13 protein-coding genes and 1 pseudogene are annotated in these 15417 nt (G+C 73.0%); 8 read left to right on the forward strand and 6 right to left on the reverse strand.

Annotation, left to right across the window (positions count from 1 at the left end):
• The first annotated feature begins 69 nt into the window (after positions 1 to 69).
• The 4 genes and pseudogenes from SRB17_RS11055 to SRB17_RS11070 form a co-directional block, all read left to right on the forward strand.
• A complete protein-coding gene (locus SRB17_RS11055; RefSeq protein WP_153538232.1) occupies positions 70 to 1557 on the forward strand; it encodes a hypothetical protein in 1488 nt (495 codons plus the stop codon).
• Positions 1554 to 2534: a lysylphosphatidylglycerol synthase domain-containing protein gene (locus tag SRB17_RS11060; protein WP_153537211.1), complete on the forward strand. Its 981-nt coding sequence runs from the start codon at positions 1554 to 1556 to the stop codon at positions 2532 to 2534. The genes SRB17_RS11055 and SRB17_RS11060 overlap by 4 nt, the downstream gene beginning before the upstream one ends.
• Before the next feature lie 74 nt (positions 2535 to 2608).
• On the forward strand, positions 2609 to 3463 hold the full coding sequence (prcB, locus tag SRB17_RS11065) for a proteasome subunit beta (protein ID WP_153537213.1): 855 nt from the start codon (positions 2609 to 2611) through the stop codon (positions 3461 to 3463).
• Between the two features lie 57 nt (positions 3464 to 3520).
• Positions 3521 to 4171 (forward strand): annotated as a pseudogene (locus tag SRB17_RS11070) (hypothetical protein); the annotation flags it as partial.
• A 135-nt stretch (positions 4172 to 4306) separates the two neighbouring features.
• On the opposite strand, the gene SRB17_RS11075 reads toward SRB17_RS11070, so the two are convergent.
• Genes SRB17_RS11075 through SRB17_RS11095 form a run of 5 tightly spaced genes read right to left on the reverse strand, consistent with a single transcriptional unit; the run spans position 4307 to position 8345 of the window.
• Positions 4307 to 5707: a sensor histidine kinase gene (locus SRB17_RS11075; RefSeq protein ID WP_153537215.1), complete on the reverse strand. Its 1401-nt coding sequence runs from the start codon at positions 5705 to 5707 to the stop codon at positions 4307 to 4309.
• Positions 5704 to 6369: a response regulator transcription factor gene (locus SRB17_RS11080; RefSeq protein ID WP_153537217.1), complete on the reverse strand. Its 666-nt coding sequence runs from the start codon at positions 6367 to 6369 to the stop codon at positions 5704 to 5706. The genes SRB17_RS11075 and SRB17_RS11080 overlap by 4 nt, the downstream gene beginning before the upstream one ends.
• Entirely contained in the window at positions 6323 to 7078 is a 756-nt protein-coding gene (locus SRB17_RS11085; RefSeq protein ID WP_153537219.1) for a phosphatase PAP2 family protein, read from the reverse strand. The genes SRB17_RS11080 and SRB17_RS11085 overlap by 47 nt, the downstream gene beginning before the upstream one ends.
• The gene (locus tag SRB17_RS11090; RefSeq protein WP_153537221.1) at positions 7075 to 7686 is read right to left on the reverse strand and encodes a phosphatase PAP2 family protein; all 612 of its coding nucleotides are present in this window, start codon (positions 7684 to 7686) and stop codon (positions 7075 to 7077) included. The genes SRB17_RS11085 and SRB17_RS11090 overlap by 4 nt, the downstream gene beginning before the upstream one ends.
• Entirely contained in the window at positions 7686 to 8345 is a 660-nt protein-coding gene (locus tag SRB17_RS11095; RefSeq protein WP_153537224.1) for a DedA family protein, read from the reverse strand. Before SRB17_RS11095 ends, SRB17_RS11090 begins: the two co-directional genes overlap by 1 nt.
• A 239-nt stretch (positions 8346 to 8584) precedes the next feature.
• Here SRB17_RS11095 and efeU point away from each other — a divergent pair, with 239 nt between their 5' ends.
• The 4 genes from efeU to SRB17_RS11115 all read left to right on the forward strand — a co-directional run bounded on the left by efeU (position 8585) and on the right by SRB17_RS11115 (position 13756).
• Positions 8585 to 10615, forward strand: coding sequence for an iron uptake transporter permease EfeU (gene efeU / locus SRB17_RS11100; protein WP_153537226.1), 2031 nt, complete (start codon positions 8585 to 8587; stop codon positions 10613 to 10615).
• 56 nt (positions 10616 to 10671) lie between these two features.
• Positions 10672 to 11943 (forward strand): iron uptake transporter deferrochelatase/peroxidase subunit, encoded by a 1272-nt coding sequence (efeB, locus tag SRB17_RS11105; RefSeq protein WP_153537228.1) that lies wholly within the window; start codon positions 10672 to 10674, stop codon positions 11941 to 11943.
• 109 nt (positions 11944 to 12052) lie between these two features.
• Positions 12053 to 13210, forward strand: a complete 1158-nt coding sequence (locus SRB17_RS11110; protein WP_194293966.1) for a HoxN/HupN/NixA family nickel/cobalt transporter — start codon at positions 12053 to 12055, stop codon at positions 13208 to 13210.
• Between the two features lie 69 nt (positions 13211 to 13279).
• Positions 13280 to 13756, forward strand: coding sequence for a DUF5709 domain-containing protein (locus tag SRB17_RS11115; RefSeq protein WP_153537230.1), 477 nt, complete (start codon positions 13280 to 13282; stop codon positions 13754 to 13756).
• Between the two features lie 99 nt (positions 13757 to 13855).
• On the opposite strand, the gene sthA is transcribed toward SRB17_RS11115, so the two are convergent.
• Positions 13856 to 15241: a Si-specific NAD(P)(+) transhydrogenase gene (sthA, locus tag SRB17_RS11120; protein WP_153538236.1), complete on the reverse strand. Its 1386-nt coding sequence runs from the start codon at positions 15239 to 15241 to the stop codon at positions 13856 to 13858.
• Positions 15242 to 15417: the final 176 nt, after the last annotated feature.

Here is a 15417-nt window from a genome sequence, read left to right on the forward strand (position 1 = left end):
CGTTCGCGACCCCTACAGGTTGTAGGGTGACAAGGGTCCCCACCACTCCGCGGGGGCAGAGGGGTGATGATGGCCGGCAGCGCGCACGCCACACTCGCCGGATTCCGGCGCCCACGCTCACCGCGCACGTCCGGCGGCACCCGGCCGCTCCGCACCGCCTTCCCGCTCGCGGTCGTCGCCGCCGCCTTCACCCTGGCCCAACTGCTCCTGGTCCGGCCCGGCATGGGCCTCGGCTGGGACGAGACGGTGTACGTCAGCCAGGTCAGTCCCCAGGCTCCCGCCGCCTTCTTCAGCGCGCCCCGGGCCCGGGGCGTCTCGCTGCTCGTCGCGCCCGTCGCCTCCTGGTCCACCTCCACCGCACTGCTGCGGATATACCTCGCCGTGCTGTCCGGCCTCGCCCTGTACCTGGCCCTGCGCGCCTGGCGCGGCCTGTTCCCGGTGCGCGTCCTCGCCCTCGCCGGCGCCCTCTTCGCCTCCCTGTGGGTGACCCTGTTCTACGGCCCGCAGGCCATGCCCAACTACTGGGTCGCCGTCGGCGCCCTGGCCGCCCTCGCCTGCTTCCTGCGCGCCCGGGCCGACCGCACCGACCGGGGCGCCCTGTGGGGCCTGGCGGTGAGTGCCGCCCTCATGGCCCTGATGCGGCCCATGGACGCCGTCTGGGCGGTGCTGCCGCTCCTCGCCCTCGGACTGGCGCGCCGCCACGGGCGGACACTGGCGGTGCTGCTCGCCGGGCTCGCGGCCGGCAGTGCCGAGTGGGTGATCGAGGCGTACGCCGACTACGGCGGCCTGGTGCGCCGGCTGTCCCAGGGCTCGGAGATCCAGGGCGGTCTCGGCTGGCATCTCGCCGTCGTCGACCAACTGCGCAGTCTCGGCGGCCGGGCGCTGTGCCGGCCGTGCACGGGTGACGTCCCCCACCCGGTGGTCACCGTCTGGTGGTTCGTGCTGCCGCTGCTCGCCGTCCTCGGGCTCGTCGTGGCCGTCCGCGCCCGGCGTACGACGGCCACGCTGCTGCCGCTCGCCTGCGCGGCCACCGCGGCCTTCCCGTATCTGTTCATGATCGGCTATGCCGCCCCGCGCTTCCTGCTGCCGGCCTACGCCCTGCTCGCACTCCCGGTCGCCGACGCGCTGGCGTACCTGGTCAGGGCCCCGCGCCGGCCCTGGCGCCCGGTCGTCGCGGCACTGCTCTGCCTCGGGCTGGCCGCCCACCTCGCGGTGCAGCTGGCCGTCCTGCAGAACACGGTCGACGGCGCCACCGAGGCCCACCGCGCCTGGTCCCGTACGGCAGGTGCGCTGCACCGGCTCGGTGTCCGCCCGCCCTGCCTGCTCGCCGGGGACGGGGCCATCCCCGTCGCCTTCTACACCGGCTGCTCCTCGGCAGCGACGACCGGACACAACGCCAACAGCACCGAGGAGGCCATCATCGCAACCGCCCGGCGGACCCAGGTCGCCGTGCTGGTGCCCGGCGGCACCAGGCCGCCCGGCTACGCCCGCGCCTGGCCGTCCCAACCGCTCGACGGACAGCGGCTGTACTACGCCGTACCCAGGGGCGGCCGATGACGTCCCCGCCCCGCACCCAGGGACGGCCGATCACGTCCCCGCCGCACCTCGCCCCGTCCCTGGGCCGCCGGCACGCCTACTGGCAGGCCGGCCTCCTGCTCGCGGTCCTGCTCGGCGGGCTGTACCTGGCCCGCCGGCACTGGCCCGCCCTGGAGAGCGGGGCCTGGCGGCTGGCCGGCGCCGATCAGGGCTGGCTCCTGGTCGGCGCGGCCGCAGCCCTCGGCACCTGGGCGGCCTCGGCGCTCGCCCAGCAGGGCGCGGTGGTACGACGGCTGCCCGGATCCCGGCTGGTCGCCGCCCAGTTCGCCGCCTCCGCCGCCAATCATCTGCTGCCCGCCGGGCTCGGCGCGGGCGCGGTGAACCTCAGGTTCCTGATGCGCTGCGGACTGCCCGCGGGCCGCTCGGCCAGTGCCCTCGCGGTGAAGGCCACCGCCGGTGCCACGGTCCGCCTGGCACTGATCGCGCTGCTCGCTCCGGCCTGCCCGGGACTGCTGCGTCCGCCGCACCTCACCCCGACGACCCTCTCCGTCGCCCTCGGCGGACTCGTGCTGCTCCTGGCCCTGCCGGCCACCCCCTGGTGGGCGCGCTGCCGCCGGGCCCTCGCGGCCGTCCTGGCCGACATCCGTCTCCTGCACGCCTGCCCCGCGCGGGCGGTGGCCCTGTGGGGCGGCTCCCTCGCCTTCGCCGCGCTGCACTCGCTGGTGCTGATCGCCGTCACCCAGGCGGTCGGACTGCCGCTGCCCCCGCTGCAGGTGGCCCTGCTGTACCTCGCCGCCAGCAGCGCCGCCGCCCTGCTGCCCACGCCGGGCGGTCTCGGCTCCCTGGACGCGGCGCTCGCGCTCGCCCTCACCGTCTCCGGCGCCCCCGGCGCGGCCGCCGCCTCCGCCGTGCTCGGGTACCGGCTGCTGACCGTCTGGCTGCCCCTGCTGCCCGGGCTGCTGGTGCTCGGGATGCTGGTGCGGCGCAAGGCCCTGTGAGGGATGGGGAGTTTCCCGCACGCTCGCGGCAGGTAGGAGTCGGGTGTCGGAAGCCGTACCGGAGGGGGAGGGCCATGTCGGGGAACGACACAGGGGGGCTGCCGGGCGAGGCGTTCTTCACGCCGGGGACGTCGTCCTTCACGGAGTTCCTGGCCGCGCACCGCCCCGGGCTGCTGCCCACCGCGCCCGCGCTGCCCGCCGGGGTGCGGATGGCCCCCGACCGGTTCCCGCACGGCACCACCGTGCTCGCCCTCACCTACCGCGACGGCGTGCTGATCGCCGGCGACCGCAGGGCCACCATGGGCAACCTGATCGCCCAGCGCGACCTGGAGAAGGTGCACCCCGCCGACGACCACACGGCCGTCGCCTTCGCCGGCACCGTCGGCCTCGCCGTCGACATGGTGCGGCTCTACCAGGTCGAGCTCGCGCACTTCGAGAAGATCGAGGGTACGGCGATGACCCTGGCCGGCAAGGCGACCCGGCTCGCGACGATGATCCGGCAGAACCTCGCCCAGGCCATGCAGGGCCTCGCCGTCGTCCCGCTGCTCGCCGGGTACGACCTCACCGCGCCCGACGGCGGCCGCGGCCGCATCTTCGGCTTCGACGCGGCCGGCGGCCTCTACGAGAAGGACGACTTCTACGCCGAGGGCTCCGGCTCCCCCTACGCCCGGGGCGCCCTGAAGAAGCTCTACCGGACGGGCCTCACCCGGCGCGAGGCCGTCCTCGCCACGCTCCAGGCGCTGTACGACGCGGCCGACGACGACTCGGCCACGGGCGGCCCCGACCTGAACCGCCGCATCTTCCCCGTCGTCTGCGTGATCACCGAGGACGGCTTCGAACGGCTGCCGGAGTCCGAGACCGGGGAACTCAGCCGGGAGATGATCCAGCAGCGCGCCGCCCGCCCGGACGGCCCGCACGTCACACCCTGACCAAGTGCCGCGCCGGGCGCTCAGGATGCGTTGGTTCTGCTTGGCGCCGTCGGCACCGTGACCTCAGAGACCTCTACAACCACGCCGGCCGCCGCCGTCGGCACCACCACGGCGGGCCGTCGCGCGCTCTGGAACAAGGTGCCCGAAGTCACCGTCTACTTCTGGGTGATCACGGTGCTGTGCACGACGGTCGGCAGCGTCGTCGGCAACCTGGTCAGCGACAACCTCACCGACAACATGGGCGTCGCGCTGGAGACCACCACGACCGTCTTCGCGATCGCCCTGATGATCGTCTTCGCCGCCTGGTACCGCACCGAGCGCACGCTGTCGATCCACCACGTCGACACCACGCGCCGGGAGGCCTTCTACTGGCTCGCCGTCCTGTTCACCTTCGCGCTCGGCACCTCGGCCGGTGACCTCCTCGCCGAGCGGATGGACCTCGGCTACTGGGTGTCCGCCGTGCTGTTCGCTGCCGCGGTCGCCGTCGCCCGGTCGCTCGGTCCGAGCGCCGTGACCAGCTTCTGGATCGCCTACGTCCTCACCCGGCCGCTCGGCGCCTCCGTCGGCGACCACCTCTCCCAGCCCACCGGTGACGGCGGTCCGGGCTTCGGCACTGTGATCACCAGCGTGCTGTTCCTCGCCGTCATTCTCGGCCTGGTCGTGTTCCCGATCGTGACCCGCAAGGACGTCACCGTGGAACGGCCGGCCGAGCGGACCGTGCGACGGCGGTGGTCAGGCGGGCGGGCGCGGCCACACGGACCGTCCGGCGTCGGGCCTCGGCGGGAGGCGGCCCGTCCGACGTGGGCGTCCGGCAGGCAGAGTGACGCGGACCGTGCGACGCGGTCAGCCGGCGGGCAGGGTGACCGCGAACCGCGCCCCGGGCCCGTGCCCGGGATCGTGGGACACCTCGCCGCCGGCGGAGCGGGCCAGGCGGCGCGCGAGCGGCAGTCCGAGGCCGGCCCCACCGTGGCCGTCGGCGGGATCGGCCCGCTTGCCGGGCTGGAAGAGCCGGTCCGTGAAGGCCTCCGGCACACCCGGACCGTCGTCGGTGACCTCGACCCGTATGCCGTCGGCCGTCCGGCACGCGGCGAGCGTGACCGTCGTACGGGCATAGCGCACGGCGTTGGCCAGCAGCGGGCTGACGATCCGTTCGACGAGCGCCGGCGGGACGCCGGCCGTGAGCGGCCCGGGGACGTCCCCGACGACGACCCGCACCGCGTCCGGGGTCGGCATGGAGTCGGACAGGCGGTGCAGCACTGCCGGCACGTCGGCGGTGCCGGGCGCCGTCGGCACACCCGCGCGGGCCTCGTCCAGCAGGGTGTCGCAGATGGTGCGCATCGACTGCGCGGCCTCCGCCACGACCTCGTGCGCCGCCCGGGTCTCGGCGTCGGAGCGGGGCCGGGAGCGCCACCAGTCCAGTTCGGCGACGATCCGGCTCAGCGGGGTGCGCAGCTCGTGGGACAGCTCGCCGGTCAGCCGCCGCTCGTGCCGCAGCACCGCCCGGATCCGGTCCAGCAGGGCGTCCAACGAGTCGCCGAGCTCGGCCAGTTCCGCCGGCCGGCCCCGGCCGGCGAAGCGCTCCTCGGATCCCACGGCACTCCACTGCGTCGCCTGGTCCGTCATCGTGCGCACCGGACGCAGCGCCCGGCCCACCGCGAGCCGGGTCAGCGCATAGGTGCAGGCGAGCATCACCGCGTCCAGCGCGAACGAGCCCAGCAGCAGCGTCTCGGCCGAACTCCGGTACGGCCCGAGGTCCAGGGCCGTGACCACGGTGGCCCGCGCCGCCGCACCGGGCACCGGTTCCGCGCACAGGCGTACCGTGTCGGGGCCGTGCACCGTGGTGCAGCCGCGCCCGCCGCGCGCGGCCAGGGCATTCGCGGCGCGGGTGAGCGCGCCGGCCCCGGACGGAGGCCGCTCCAGCAGACTGCCGCCCGTGTAGATCCACGCGTTGGTGTCCAGGAGCCGGTCGCCGGAGGTCTCCAGCACCCGCACCCGGCCGTGCCGTGTGTCGACCGTCGTGGCGACGGCCGCGGCACGGGTGCGCAGCTCGTCGTCCGCCTCCCGCTGGAGGCGATGGCGGGCCACGGTGTTGAACACCACGGTGAGGATCACCATCAGCAGCGCGGCGGTGGTCAGCGCGACGAGGGAGAGCCGGCCGCGCAGGGTGCGCGGCGCGAGACGGGCGAGCAGTGTGTGCGTGCGGCGCGGCAGGTGGGGCCGGCGAGGCGTGCGGCGCAGACTCATGTCAGGCGGTGGCCGATCCCGCGTGCCGTGGCGATGGTCCGCTCGCTGCCCGCCGCGCGCAGCTTGCGGCGCAGCCGGGTCAGATACTGGTCCAGCGTGTTGTCGCTGACCTGCGCCCCCTCCGGCCAGCCCGCGCGCAGCAGTTCGCGGCGGCGCACCAGCTCCCCGCCGGCCGCGGTGAGCGCCGCCAGCAGCCGGAACTCCGTCGGGGTGAGATCGACGCGCGTGCCGGACACGGTGGCGCTGTGCCGGACGGCGTCCAGCACCAGTCCGTCCGCGGCGGCGGAGGCCGGCGCGGACGCCGCCCGGCGCAACGCGGCGCGCAACCGGGCGGCCAGCTCGGCGAGGTGGAACGGCTTGGGCAGATAATCGTCCCCGCCGGCCGAGAAGCCGGACAGACGGTCCGCCAGTCCCTGCCGCGCGGTCAGGAAGAGCACCGGGGCGAGGAAGCCGTTGGCCCGCATCGCCTGGCAGACGTCCCGGCCGTCGGCGTCGGGCAGGCCGACGTCCAGCACGACGGCGGACACGTCCGGTGTCGCCAGCCGCAGGGCCGTGGCGCCGTCACCGGCGCACACGGTGTCGAACTCCTCGTCCTGCAGACCACGGCGCAGTACGTCACGCAGAGCGTGATCGTCCTCGACGATGAGGATCCTGGGGCGCATGTCTCTCCACCGGCCCGTGGGCCGTGTCATTCGGGTGGGATATGTCCTGTTCCGGGGCAGGGGGGACGTGTCGCCCGGGCAGCCACCGGGCCACCGCGCAGACGAAGACACCGAGCCAGCCGACGGCGAGCAGCCAGCCGCCGACCACGTCGGTGAACCAGTGCACGCCCAGGAAGACACGGGTCAGCCCGACCCCCGCCCCCCAGCACGCGACCAGCAGACACAGCACGGTTCTGCCGCGCGGGGCGCGCAGATACAGGGCCGTGATCAGCAGACCTGCCGTCAGCGCGGCCGTGGTGGTGTGGCCGGAGGGGAACGACCAGCCGGAGGCGTGGGTCTGCCAGTCGTACCGCGGCGGCCGGGTCCTGGCGACCAGTTCCATCACGCCGTACCGCACCGCCTGGCCCGCGCCCAGGCAGACCGCGGCAAGCAGCGCGGCCCCCAGCCGCTGCCGCCCGGTGCGTCCCGCGATCAGCCCGGCCAGGACCACCAGGACGTACGGCACGACACCGGTGCCCGTGTCGGTCAGGCCGCGGGCCGCCGCCACCGCGACCGGCGGGCGGTGTCCGACGGACCAGGACAGCAGACCCTGGTCCGGGGCGAGCGGGTCGCCCTGGTCGCTCACCACCACGGCGGCCAGCGCCGCGAACGCCATCCAGGCGCCCAGGGCTACCGTGCCCGCCGACTCGGCGAGCCTCCCCGGCTTCATGCCGTACCCGCCACCAGCAGCGGGCGCAGCCAGGTCCGCGACAGCCGTGCGACGAGGCGGTCCGGCCGGCGGCGCAGGGCGATCATGGCAAGGAAGCCGACCAGCCCGCCGAGCGCCGCCCCCACGACGACGTCGTGCGGATAGTGCACCCCGACCCACACCCGGGAGGCCCCCATGGCGAGGGCGCACACCGAGGCGACGGCGCCCAGCCGACGGGAGACGAAGAACAGGGCGACCGCAGCGGCGAAGGCGACCGCGGTGTGATTGCTCGGGAACGCCCAGTCGCCCCGCGCGGGACACGCCTCCAGCGTGCGGAAGGCCAGGTGTCGGCACGGCCGGTCCTCGGCGACCAGCGGCTTCACGGCGCTGTTCACGCCGAAGGCCACCACCACCGCCACCGGCACGGTGAGCGCCGTCACGGCCGCGTCCGCCCCGGCCCGGCGGGCCCGCCACCAGCCGGCGACCATGAGCAGCGCGAACACCGCCAGGCCGTACGCCGACCACACGGCGATGATGCCGTCCAGCCAGCCGGGGGAGCGGTGGGCGAGATCCACCACGTCGAGGTAGAGGGGCCCGTCGACCGACGAGCCGGACAGAGCGGACGTCATCAGCGGGTCTCCCTGGCCGCCCTGCGGGAGCGCAGCACCTCGGCCGCGAGCGGCAGGAGGGAGACGACGACGATCAGCGCGATCATCGGCAGCAGGTACTTGTCGATGTTCGGGATCGACGAGCCCAGCGCGTATCCGGCGAGTGTGACACCGAGGCTCCACACGAGCCCGCCCGCCACCTGCCAGAGGGTGAAGGTTCGGGCCGGGACCTCGAGCGCGCCTGCCAGCGGGTTCAGCACCGTGCGCACCACCGGGATGAAGCGGGCCAGCACGATCGCCTTCGCGTGTCCGTACCGTTCCAGGAGTTCCTCGGCGCGCTGAGCGCCCTCGCGCAGCTTCACCGACCGGCTGCGGGCCAGCAGCGCGCCGCCCGCCTTCCGGCCGAGCAGGAACCCGCACTGGGCGCCTGCCAGCGCGCCGACGGCCGCCGCGACGAGCAGCGGCCCGAGCGAGAGGTGCACCCCGCTGTCGGAGCGGCCCGTGCACAACAGCCCCGCCGTGAACAGCAGGGAGTCCCCGGGCAGGAAGAACCCGATCAACAGGCCTGTCTCCGCGAAGAGCACCACGCCGACGCCGAGCACGCCGAAGGCGGCGAGCAGCGAATGGGCGTCGAGCACGTTGACCGCGAGCTGCGACGCCAGGTGTGGGGGAGTGGCCATCGCCGTACGCCCTTTCCATCGACTGTGACGTCGACGCGTACGTCGACTTCGGCTCCGACAAGATCCGACTACACATTTGTAGACGGTCTATCGACCTGTAGACGAACGGAGGGTGGCGAACGTTCCCGGGCTTTGCCTGTCCATTACCACTTTGTGACCGGCCGACTACATGGCCATGGTCATGATGGTCCGCGAAGGTAAGGCATGCCTTCACTAACTAACAGGGAGGGCAGCAGGGCATGTGGGACGACGCGTTTCCGAGTTTCCTGATCGGACTCAGGGAGGGACTCGAAGCGGGACTGATCGTCTCCATCCTCGTGGCCACCCTGGTCCGCGCCGAGGCGCGCTCACGGCTGCCCCAGGTGTGGACCGGCGTCCTGGCCGCCGTCGCCGTGGCGATGAGCTTCGGCGCTGTGCTCACCTTCACCGCCGCTTCCATGCCGCAGACCGCCCAGGAGGCGTTCGGCGGCACCCTCAGCGTGATCGCGGTCGCGTTCGTCACCGCCATGGTCTTCTGGATGCGCCGCTCGGCCCGCAACCTCTCCGGCGAGCTGAAGGAGAAGGTGACCGGTGCCCTCGCCATGGGGTCCGGCATGCTGATCCTCACCTCCTTCCTCGCGGTCGGCCGTGAGGGCCTGGAGACCGCCCTGTTCCTGTGGACCACGGCCCGCGCGGCCGGCGAGTCGGCCGGACCCCTGACCGGCGCCGCCATCGGCCTCGTCCTCGCGGCGGGCCTGTGCTGGGGCCTGTACCGGCGCGTGCTGAAGATCAACCTGACGAAGTTCTTCACCGCCACCGGCGCCGTCCTGATCGTCATCGCGGCCGGTGTCCTCGGCTACGGCCTGCGCGATCTGCAGGAGGGCGGCGTACTGCCCGGGAAGAGCGCCTATGCGGTCGACCTCGCGAGCAGCGTCGACGCCGGCTCCTGGTACAGCACCCTGATCCAGGGTGTCCTCAACCTCACCCCGACCATGACCTGGCTCCAGGTGGTGGCGTACGTCGCCTACCTGGCCGTGGTGATGACCCTGTTCGTGCGCGGCGTGCGGACCACGGGTCCCAAGCCGGCGAAGGAGCGCACCGAGCGCGCGCCCAAGGCGGGCCGGACCGAGCGGCGCCGGCCGGTCTGGGTGGTGCCCGCCGCCGTCGTCGCCGTACCCGCCGTGATCGCCGGACTCGTCGTCGCACTCTCCCGGCCCAAGCCCGCCGGGGACCAGACCGTCGCCGTCTCCGAGACCGCGTGCGGCAAGGGCTTCACCGCGCCCAAGCCGGGCCGGCAGACCTTCCAGATGCAGAACACCGGCAGCAAGACGTCCGAGGTGTATCTGATCGACCCGTCGACCAGCGCGGTCTACGGCGAGATCGAGGGTCTGGCCCCCGGCACCACCCGTGACCTCGTCGCCACCGTCGCCGGCGGCACCTACGCCTGGCGCTGTGTCCCCACCGGCGGCAAGGCCGTCACCTCCAAGGCCGTCACCGTGAGCGGCGGCGGCGCGGCGACGCCGGTCGTCCCCGTCTCCGAACAGGACCTCACAGGCCCCCTGAAGGCGTACAGGACGTACGTCGAGCAGGGCCTGGACACCCTCGTCGGCCAGACCCGCACCCTGGACGACGACATCGAGCACAACCACCTCGACAAGGCCCGCACCGACTGGCTCACCGCCCACCGCACCTACGCCTCCCTCGGCGCCGCCTACGGCACCTTCGAGGACTACGACAAGAAGATCGACGGCCGGGCCGACGGACTCCCGGACGGCGAGCAGGACAAGGACTTCACCGGCTTCCTCCGCCTCGAGTACGGCCTGTGGCACGGACAGCCCGCCAAGGACCTGACCGCCCCCGCGCGGCAGCTCGCCACGGACGCCGCAGGCCTGCGCAAGGCCTTCCCGTCCCAGGACTTCGACCCCGGCGACCTGCCGCTGCGCGCGCACGAGATCCTGGAGAACACCCTCCAGTTCGAGCTGACCGGCGACACCGACGAGGGCAGCGGCACCAGCCTCGCCACCGCCGACGCCAACCTCTCCGGCACCCGCGAACTGCTCACCGTCCTCAGGCCACTGCTCACCAGCCGCTCGCCGAAGCTGCTCCCGACGGTCGACGCGGACATCGCCCGCGTGCAGAAACTCCTGGACGCGGCCCACGACGGCAACCGCTGGACCCCCGTCGGGCAGCTCGCCCAGGCCGACCGGCAGCGCCTGAACGGCGCCACCGGCCAGCTGCTGGAAGACCTCGCCCCGATCCCGGACCTGCTCGAGATCCGGAAGTCCGCCTGATGCCCGAAGCCTGCCCGATGACCTCCGCCCACCCGCACCCCGAAGGGACCCCTGCGATGTCCACTGCCGAACCGTCGGCCTGCCCCGTCGGCCCCGCCCGCCGCTCGTTCGTGCGGACCGCGCTGGGCGCCGGTGCCGCCACAGCGGTGCTGGCCGGCGGCGGCTTCGCCCTCGGCGAGAGCGGCGGCACCGCGCAGGCAGGGCCGGCGCATCCCGACGGCACCGCGAAGGTCCCCTTCCACGGCGCCCACCAGGCCGGGATCGTCACCCCGGCACCGGCCGCCGCCACCTTCGTCTCCCTGGACGTCATCGCCGACGACCGCAAGGGCCTGACCGAGCTGCTGAAGACCATCACCGAGCGGGCCCGCTTCCTCGCCTCCGGCGGCGCCCCCACCGACCTGGGCGTCGGCGCGCCGCCCTCCGACAACGGCATCCTCGGCCCGGAGGTCCCCTCCGACGGCCTCACCGTCACCCTCGGCGTCGGCGCCTCCCTCTTCGACGACCGCTACGGCCTCGCCAAGGCCAGGCCCGCCCGGCTCACCCCGATGCGGACCTTCCCCAACGACAACCTGAACCCGGCCGAGTGCCACGGCGACCTGTCCCTGCAGATATGCGCCCAGAGCCAGGACACCGTGCTGCACGCGCTGCGCGACATAGCACGGCACACCCGCGGCGCCATGCAGATCAAGTGGCGCGTCGACGGCTTCCAGAACGCCCCGCGCCCCACCGGCGCCCAGCGCAACCTCCTCGGCTTCAAGGACGGCATCGCCAACCCGGACGTCACCTCCGCGCGCGAGACGGACAAGCTGATCTGGGTCGGCGACGGCCAGGGCGAGCCCGCCTGGACCCAGGGCGGCAGCTACCAGGTCATCCGGATCATCCGGATGCTGGTCGAGTTCTGGGACCGGGTCTCGCTCACCGAGCAGGAGAAGATGTTCGGCCGCCGCAAGGACACCGGCGCCCCGCTCGACGGCGCCAAGGAGACCGACATCCCGAACTACGCCAAGGACCCGCACGGCACCGCGATCCCGCTGGACGCCCACATCCGCCTCGCCAACCCGCGCAAGGCCTCGACCGACAGCTCCCGCATCCTGCGCCGCGGCTACAACTACGACCGGGGCGTGGACAACGTCGGCAACCTCGACATGGGCCTCGTCTTCTGCTGCTACAACCAGGACGTCAAGCGCCAGTTCGAGGCCGTGCAGACCCGGCTCATCGACGAGCCCCTGGTCGACTACATCTCCCCGACGGGCGGCGGCTACTTCTTCGCCCTGCCCGGCGTCCGGGACACCCGGGACTGGCTGGGCCGGGGGATGCTCTCCGCCTGACCCACACCGTCGGGCTTATTGCGTATTGGTTGCAGGTGCGGTTGGATGGCACAAGGCGCAAGGCTGTGTTGTGCCGCCGTACCCGTACCACCGAAGGATGACCCACCCGATGACGGCCGCACCCGGTTCCGCTCCGTCCCGCCCCGCCCAGGCCGACGCCAAGCGCTCGGCCTGGCGCCGTGTCCGCGGCTCCATGACACGGCAGGAGTGGATCAGGGTCGGCGGGATGGCCGGTTTCGTCCTCGCGCTGCACGTCATCGGCTGGGGCACCCTGGTCGGCATCATCGCGCCGCAGCACTTCAGCGTGGGCAAGGAATCCTTCGGTATCGGCATCGGCGTGACCGCCTACACCCTCGGCATGCGCCACGCCTTCGACGCCGACCACATCGCCGCGATCGACAACACCACCCGCAAGCTGATGGGTGCGGGACAGCGCCCGCTGTCGGTCGGCTTCTGGTTCTCCCTCGGCCACTCCAGCATCGTCTTCGGCTTCTGCCTGCTGCTCTCGCTCGGCATGAAGACCCTCGCCGGACCGGTCCGCGCCGACAACTCGCATCTGCACGAGGTGACCGGCCTGATCGGTACGACGGTCTCCGGCACCTTCCTCTACCTCATCGCCGGCATCAACCTCGTCATCCTGGCCGGCATCTGGAAGGTCTTCCGGCAGATGCGCTCCGGCGCCTACGACGAGGCCGCCCTGGAGACGCAGCTGAACAACCGCGGCTTCATGAACCGCCTGCTCGGCCGGGTCACCGGCTCGATCAGCAAGCCCTGGCAGATGTACCCGCTGGGCCTGCTGTTCGGCCTCGGCTTCGACACCGTCACGGAGATCGCCCTGCTGGTCCTCGCCGGCTCCGGTGCCGCCTCCGGCCTGCCCTGGTACGCCATCCTCTGCCTGCCCGTCCTCTTCGCGGCCGGCATGTCCCTGCTGGACACCATCGACGGCTCGTTCATGAACTTCGCCTACGAATGGGCGTTCTCCAAGCCGGTCCGCAAGGTCTACTACAACCTCACCATCACCGGCCTGTCCGTCGCCGTCGCCCTGATCATCGGCACCGTCGAGCTCCTCGGCCTCCTCGCCGACAAGCTCGGCCTGCACGGCGCCTTCTGGGACTGGATCTCCGGCCTCGACCTCAACACCGTCGGCTTCGTCATCGTCGGCCTGTTCTTCGCCACCTGGGCGGTCGCCCTGCTGGTGTGGAAGGCGGGCCGGATCGAGGAGAAGTGGACGGAGGGCCTGGCCACGGCGGAGCAGCCGGGGTCCTGACCGGGGATTGGCCGCCCGCTTCCGGGAAACGCGGACCGGGACCGCCCGCGAGTCCAGAGGGAGGCGACCATGAGCGACCAGCAGTCCGAGCAGACCCCGATGGCCGACGACGCCTACCAGCCCACCGGCACCAACGAGGAACAGCAGGACGCCGCCCCTCTGGACCCCCAGGACGCGGTCGACGAGCGCACCTACGACGACGTCCTCGACGAGGGCTACTCCCCGCCGGAACGCCCCCTGGCCGTCACCAAGCAGGGCACCACGGCGAGCGAGCAGCAAGCCGGGGAGACCCTGGACGAACGCCTGGCCCAGGAGGTCCCGGACGCCCAGCCGCCGGCGGGCGACGACATCGGCGACCTGCCCGGCGGAGAGGGCGAACCGGTCGACCCCGAGGCGGGCGATGCCCGCGCGGGCCGCCTGGTCGCCCCGGACGAGGGCGCGCACCCCGACACCACCAAGGAGGAGATCGCGGGGGACGTCGGCGTGGACGGAGGAGCGGCGGGCGCCGAGGAAGCGGCCGTACACGTGGTGGACGAGAAAACCTGAGCCTCCCGGCCGGGGGAACCGGTCCCACCCCAGGAGCGCGGGGAACTGCGCGACCAGCCCACGACGACCCCGCACCCGGCGTCGAAGAGCGACCCAGAACTACCCCAACCGGTCCACCTGGCGCAGCCGATTCGTCGCGTCCAGCGCCGCGACCTTGTACGACTCGGCCAGGGTCGGATAGTTGAACACCGCGTCCACCAGGTAGTCCACCGTCCCGCCGCACCCCATCACCGACTGCCCGATGTGAATCAGCTCCGTCGCCCCGGAGCCGAAGCAGTGCACCCCGAGCAGCGTGCGGTCCACAGGAGAGACCAGCAGCTTCAGCATGCCGTGCGAGTCCCCGATGATCTGCCCGCGGGCCAGCTCCCGGTACCGGGCCAGCCCCACCTCGAACGGCACCCGGTCCTCGGTCAGCTGGTCCTCGGTCCGCCCGACGAAGCTGATCTCCGGGATGGTGTAGATCCCGATGGGCTGCAGACGGTGCATCCGCGCGGCCGGCTCCCCGCACGCGTGGTACGCCGCCGCCCGGCCCTGCTCCATCGAGGTCGCCGCGAGCGCCGGGAAGCCGATGACGTCACCGACGGCGTAGATGTGCGGCACCTCGGTGCGGTAGTGCTCGTCCACCGTGATCCGGCCCCGCGCGTCCGCCGCCAACCCGGCCCGCTCCAGGTCGAGTTCGTCGGTGAGGCCCTGCCGACCCGCCGAGTACATCACCGTGTCCGCCGGGATCTTCTTGCCGCTCTCCAGCACGGTCAGGGTGCCCCGCGGATGGCGTTCGACGGCGGCCACGGTCTCGCCGAACCGGAAGGTGACGGCCAGATCCCGCAGGTGGTACTTGAGCGACTCCACGATCTCGACGTCGCACAGGTCCAGCATCCCGGGGCGCTTCTCCACCACCGTCACCTTGCTGCCCAGCGCGGCGAACATGCTCGCGTACTCCATGCCGATCACGCCGGCACCCACGATCACCATGGACCGCGGCACCCGCTCCAGTGAGAGCACGTTGTCGGAGTCCATGATCGTCCGCCCGTCGAACTCGACCGTGTCCGGTCGGGCCGGCCGGGTGCCGGTGGCGATGACGATGTGCCCGGCGCTCAGCCGCCGTTCCCGGCCGGAGACCTCCGACAGCGCGACGGTGTGCGGGTCGGCGAAGCGGGCCGTGCCGGCGTACACGGTCACCTGGTTGCGGGAGAGCTGGCTGCGCACGACGTCCACCTCGCGGCCGACCACGTGCCGGGTGCGCGCGGTCAGATCGGCGACGGTGATGTCGTCCTTCAGCCGGTAGCTCTGCCCGTACAGATCGCGCTGGGTGAGACCGGTCAGGTACAGCACCGCCTCGCGCAGGGTCTTGGAAGGGATGGTTCCGGTGTGCAGGGAGACCCCGCCGAGCATGTCGGGGCGGTCGACCACGGCGACCCGGCGGCCCAGCTTGGCCGCGGCGATGGCGGCCTTCTGACCGCCGGGTCCGGATCCGATGACGAGCATGTCGAAGTCGAAGTCGGGCACCCTCGGAAGTCTGTCAGCCCCCCGGCCCGCTCCGGAAGGGATCGCCGCCGTCGAAATCCCCGGAGCCGCACAGGAGTTGCCGTCGGCGTGCGCACTGCCCGCCGCACCGGCGTCCGCCCTCCTCGCCGCACCGGCGTCCCGGGAGGACAATGACG

It is taken from the genome of Streptomyces sp. RB17 (assembly GCF_009604455.1).
Taxonomy (GTDB): Bacteria; Actinomycetota; Actinomycetes; order Streptomycetales; family Streptomycetaceae; genus Streptomyces.

Bases quoted from the DNA above. Each gene is read 5' to 3' on its own strand.
- SRB17_RS11110 (WP_194293966.1), top strand. From the start codon at position 12,053: ATGACGGCCGCACCCGGTTCCGCTCCGTCCCGCCCCGCCCAGGCCGAC.
- efeB (WP_153537228.1), top strand. From the start codon at position 10,672: ATGTCCACTGCCGAACCGTCGGCCTGCCCCGTCGGCCCCGCCCGCCGC.
- SRB17_RS11075 (WP_153537215.1), bottom strand. From the start codon at position 5,707: ATGAGTCTGCGCCGCACGCCTCGCCGGCCCCACCTGCCGCGCCGCACG.
- SRB17_RS11090 (WP_153537221.1), bottom strand. From the start codon at position 7,686: ATGACGTCCGCTCTGTCCGGCTCGTCGGTCGACGGGCCCCTCTACCTC.
- SRB17_RS11080 (WP_153537217.1), bottom strand. From the start codon at position 6,369: ATGCGCCCCAGGATCCTCATCGTCGAGGACGATCACGCTCTGCGTGAC.
- SRB17_RS11085 (WP_153537219.1), bottom strand. From the start codon at position 7,078: ATGAAGCCGGGGAGGCTCGCCGAGTCGGCGGGCACGGTAGCCCTGGGC.
- efeU (WP_153537226.1), top strand. From the start codon at position 8,585: ATGTGGGACGACGCGTTTCCGAGTTTCCTGATCGGACTCAGGGAGGGA.
- sthA (WP_153538236.1), bottom strand. From the start codon at position 15,241: ATGCTCGTCATCGGATCCGGACCCGGCGGTCAGAAGGCCGCCATCGCC.
- SRB17_RS11055 (WP_153538232.1), top strand. From the start codon at position 70: ATGGCCGGCAGCGCGCACGCCACACTCGCCGGATTCCGGCGCCCACGC.
- SRB17_RS11115 (WP_153537230.1), top strand. From the start codon at position 13,280: ATGAGCGACCAGCAGTCCGAGCAGACCCCGATGGCCGACGACGCCTAC.
- SRB17_RS11095 (WP_153537224.1), bottom strand. From the start codon at position 8,345: ATGGCCACTCCCCCACACCTGGCGTCGCAGCTCGCGGTCAACGTGCTC.
- SRB17_RS11060 (WP_153537211.1), top strand. From the start codon at position 1,554: ATGACGTCCCCGCCCCGCACCCAGGGACGGCCGATCACGTCCCCGCCG.
- prcB (WP_153537213.1), top strand. From the start codon at position 2,609: ATGTCGGGGAACGACACAGGGGGGCTGCCGGGCGAGGCGTTCTTCACG.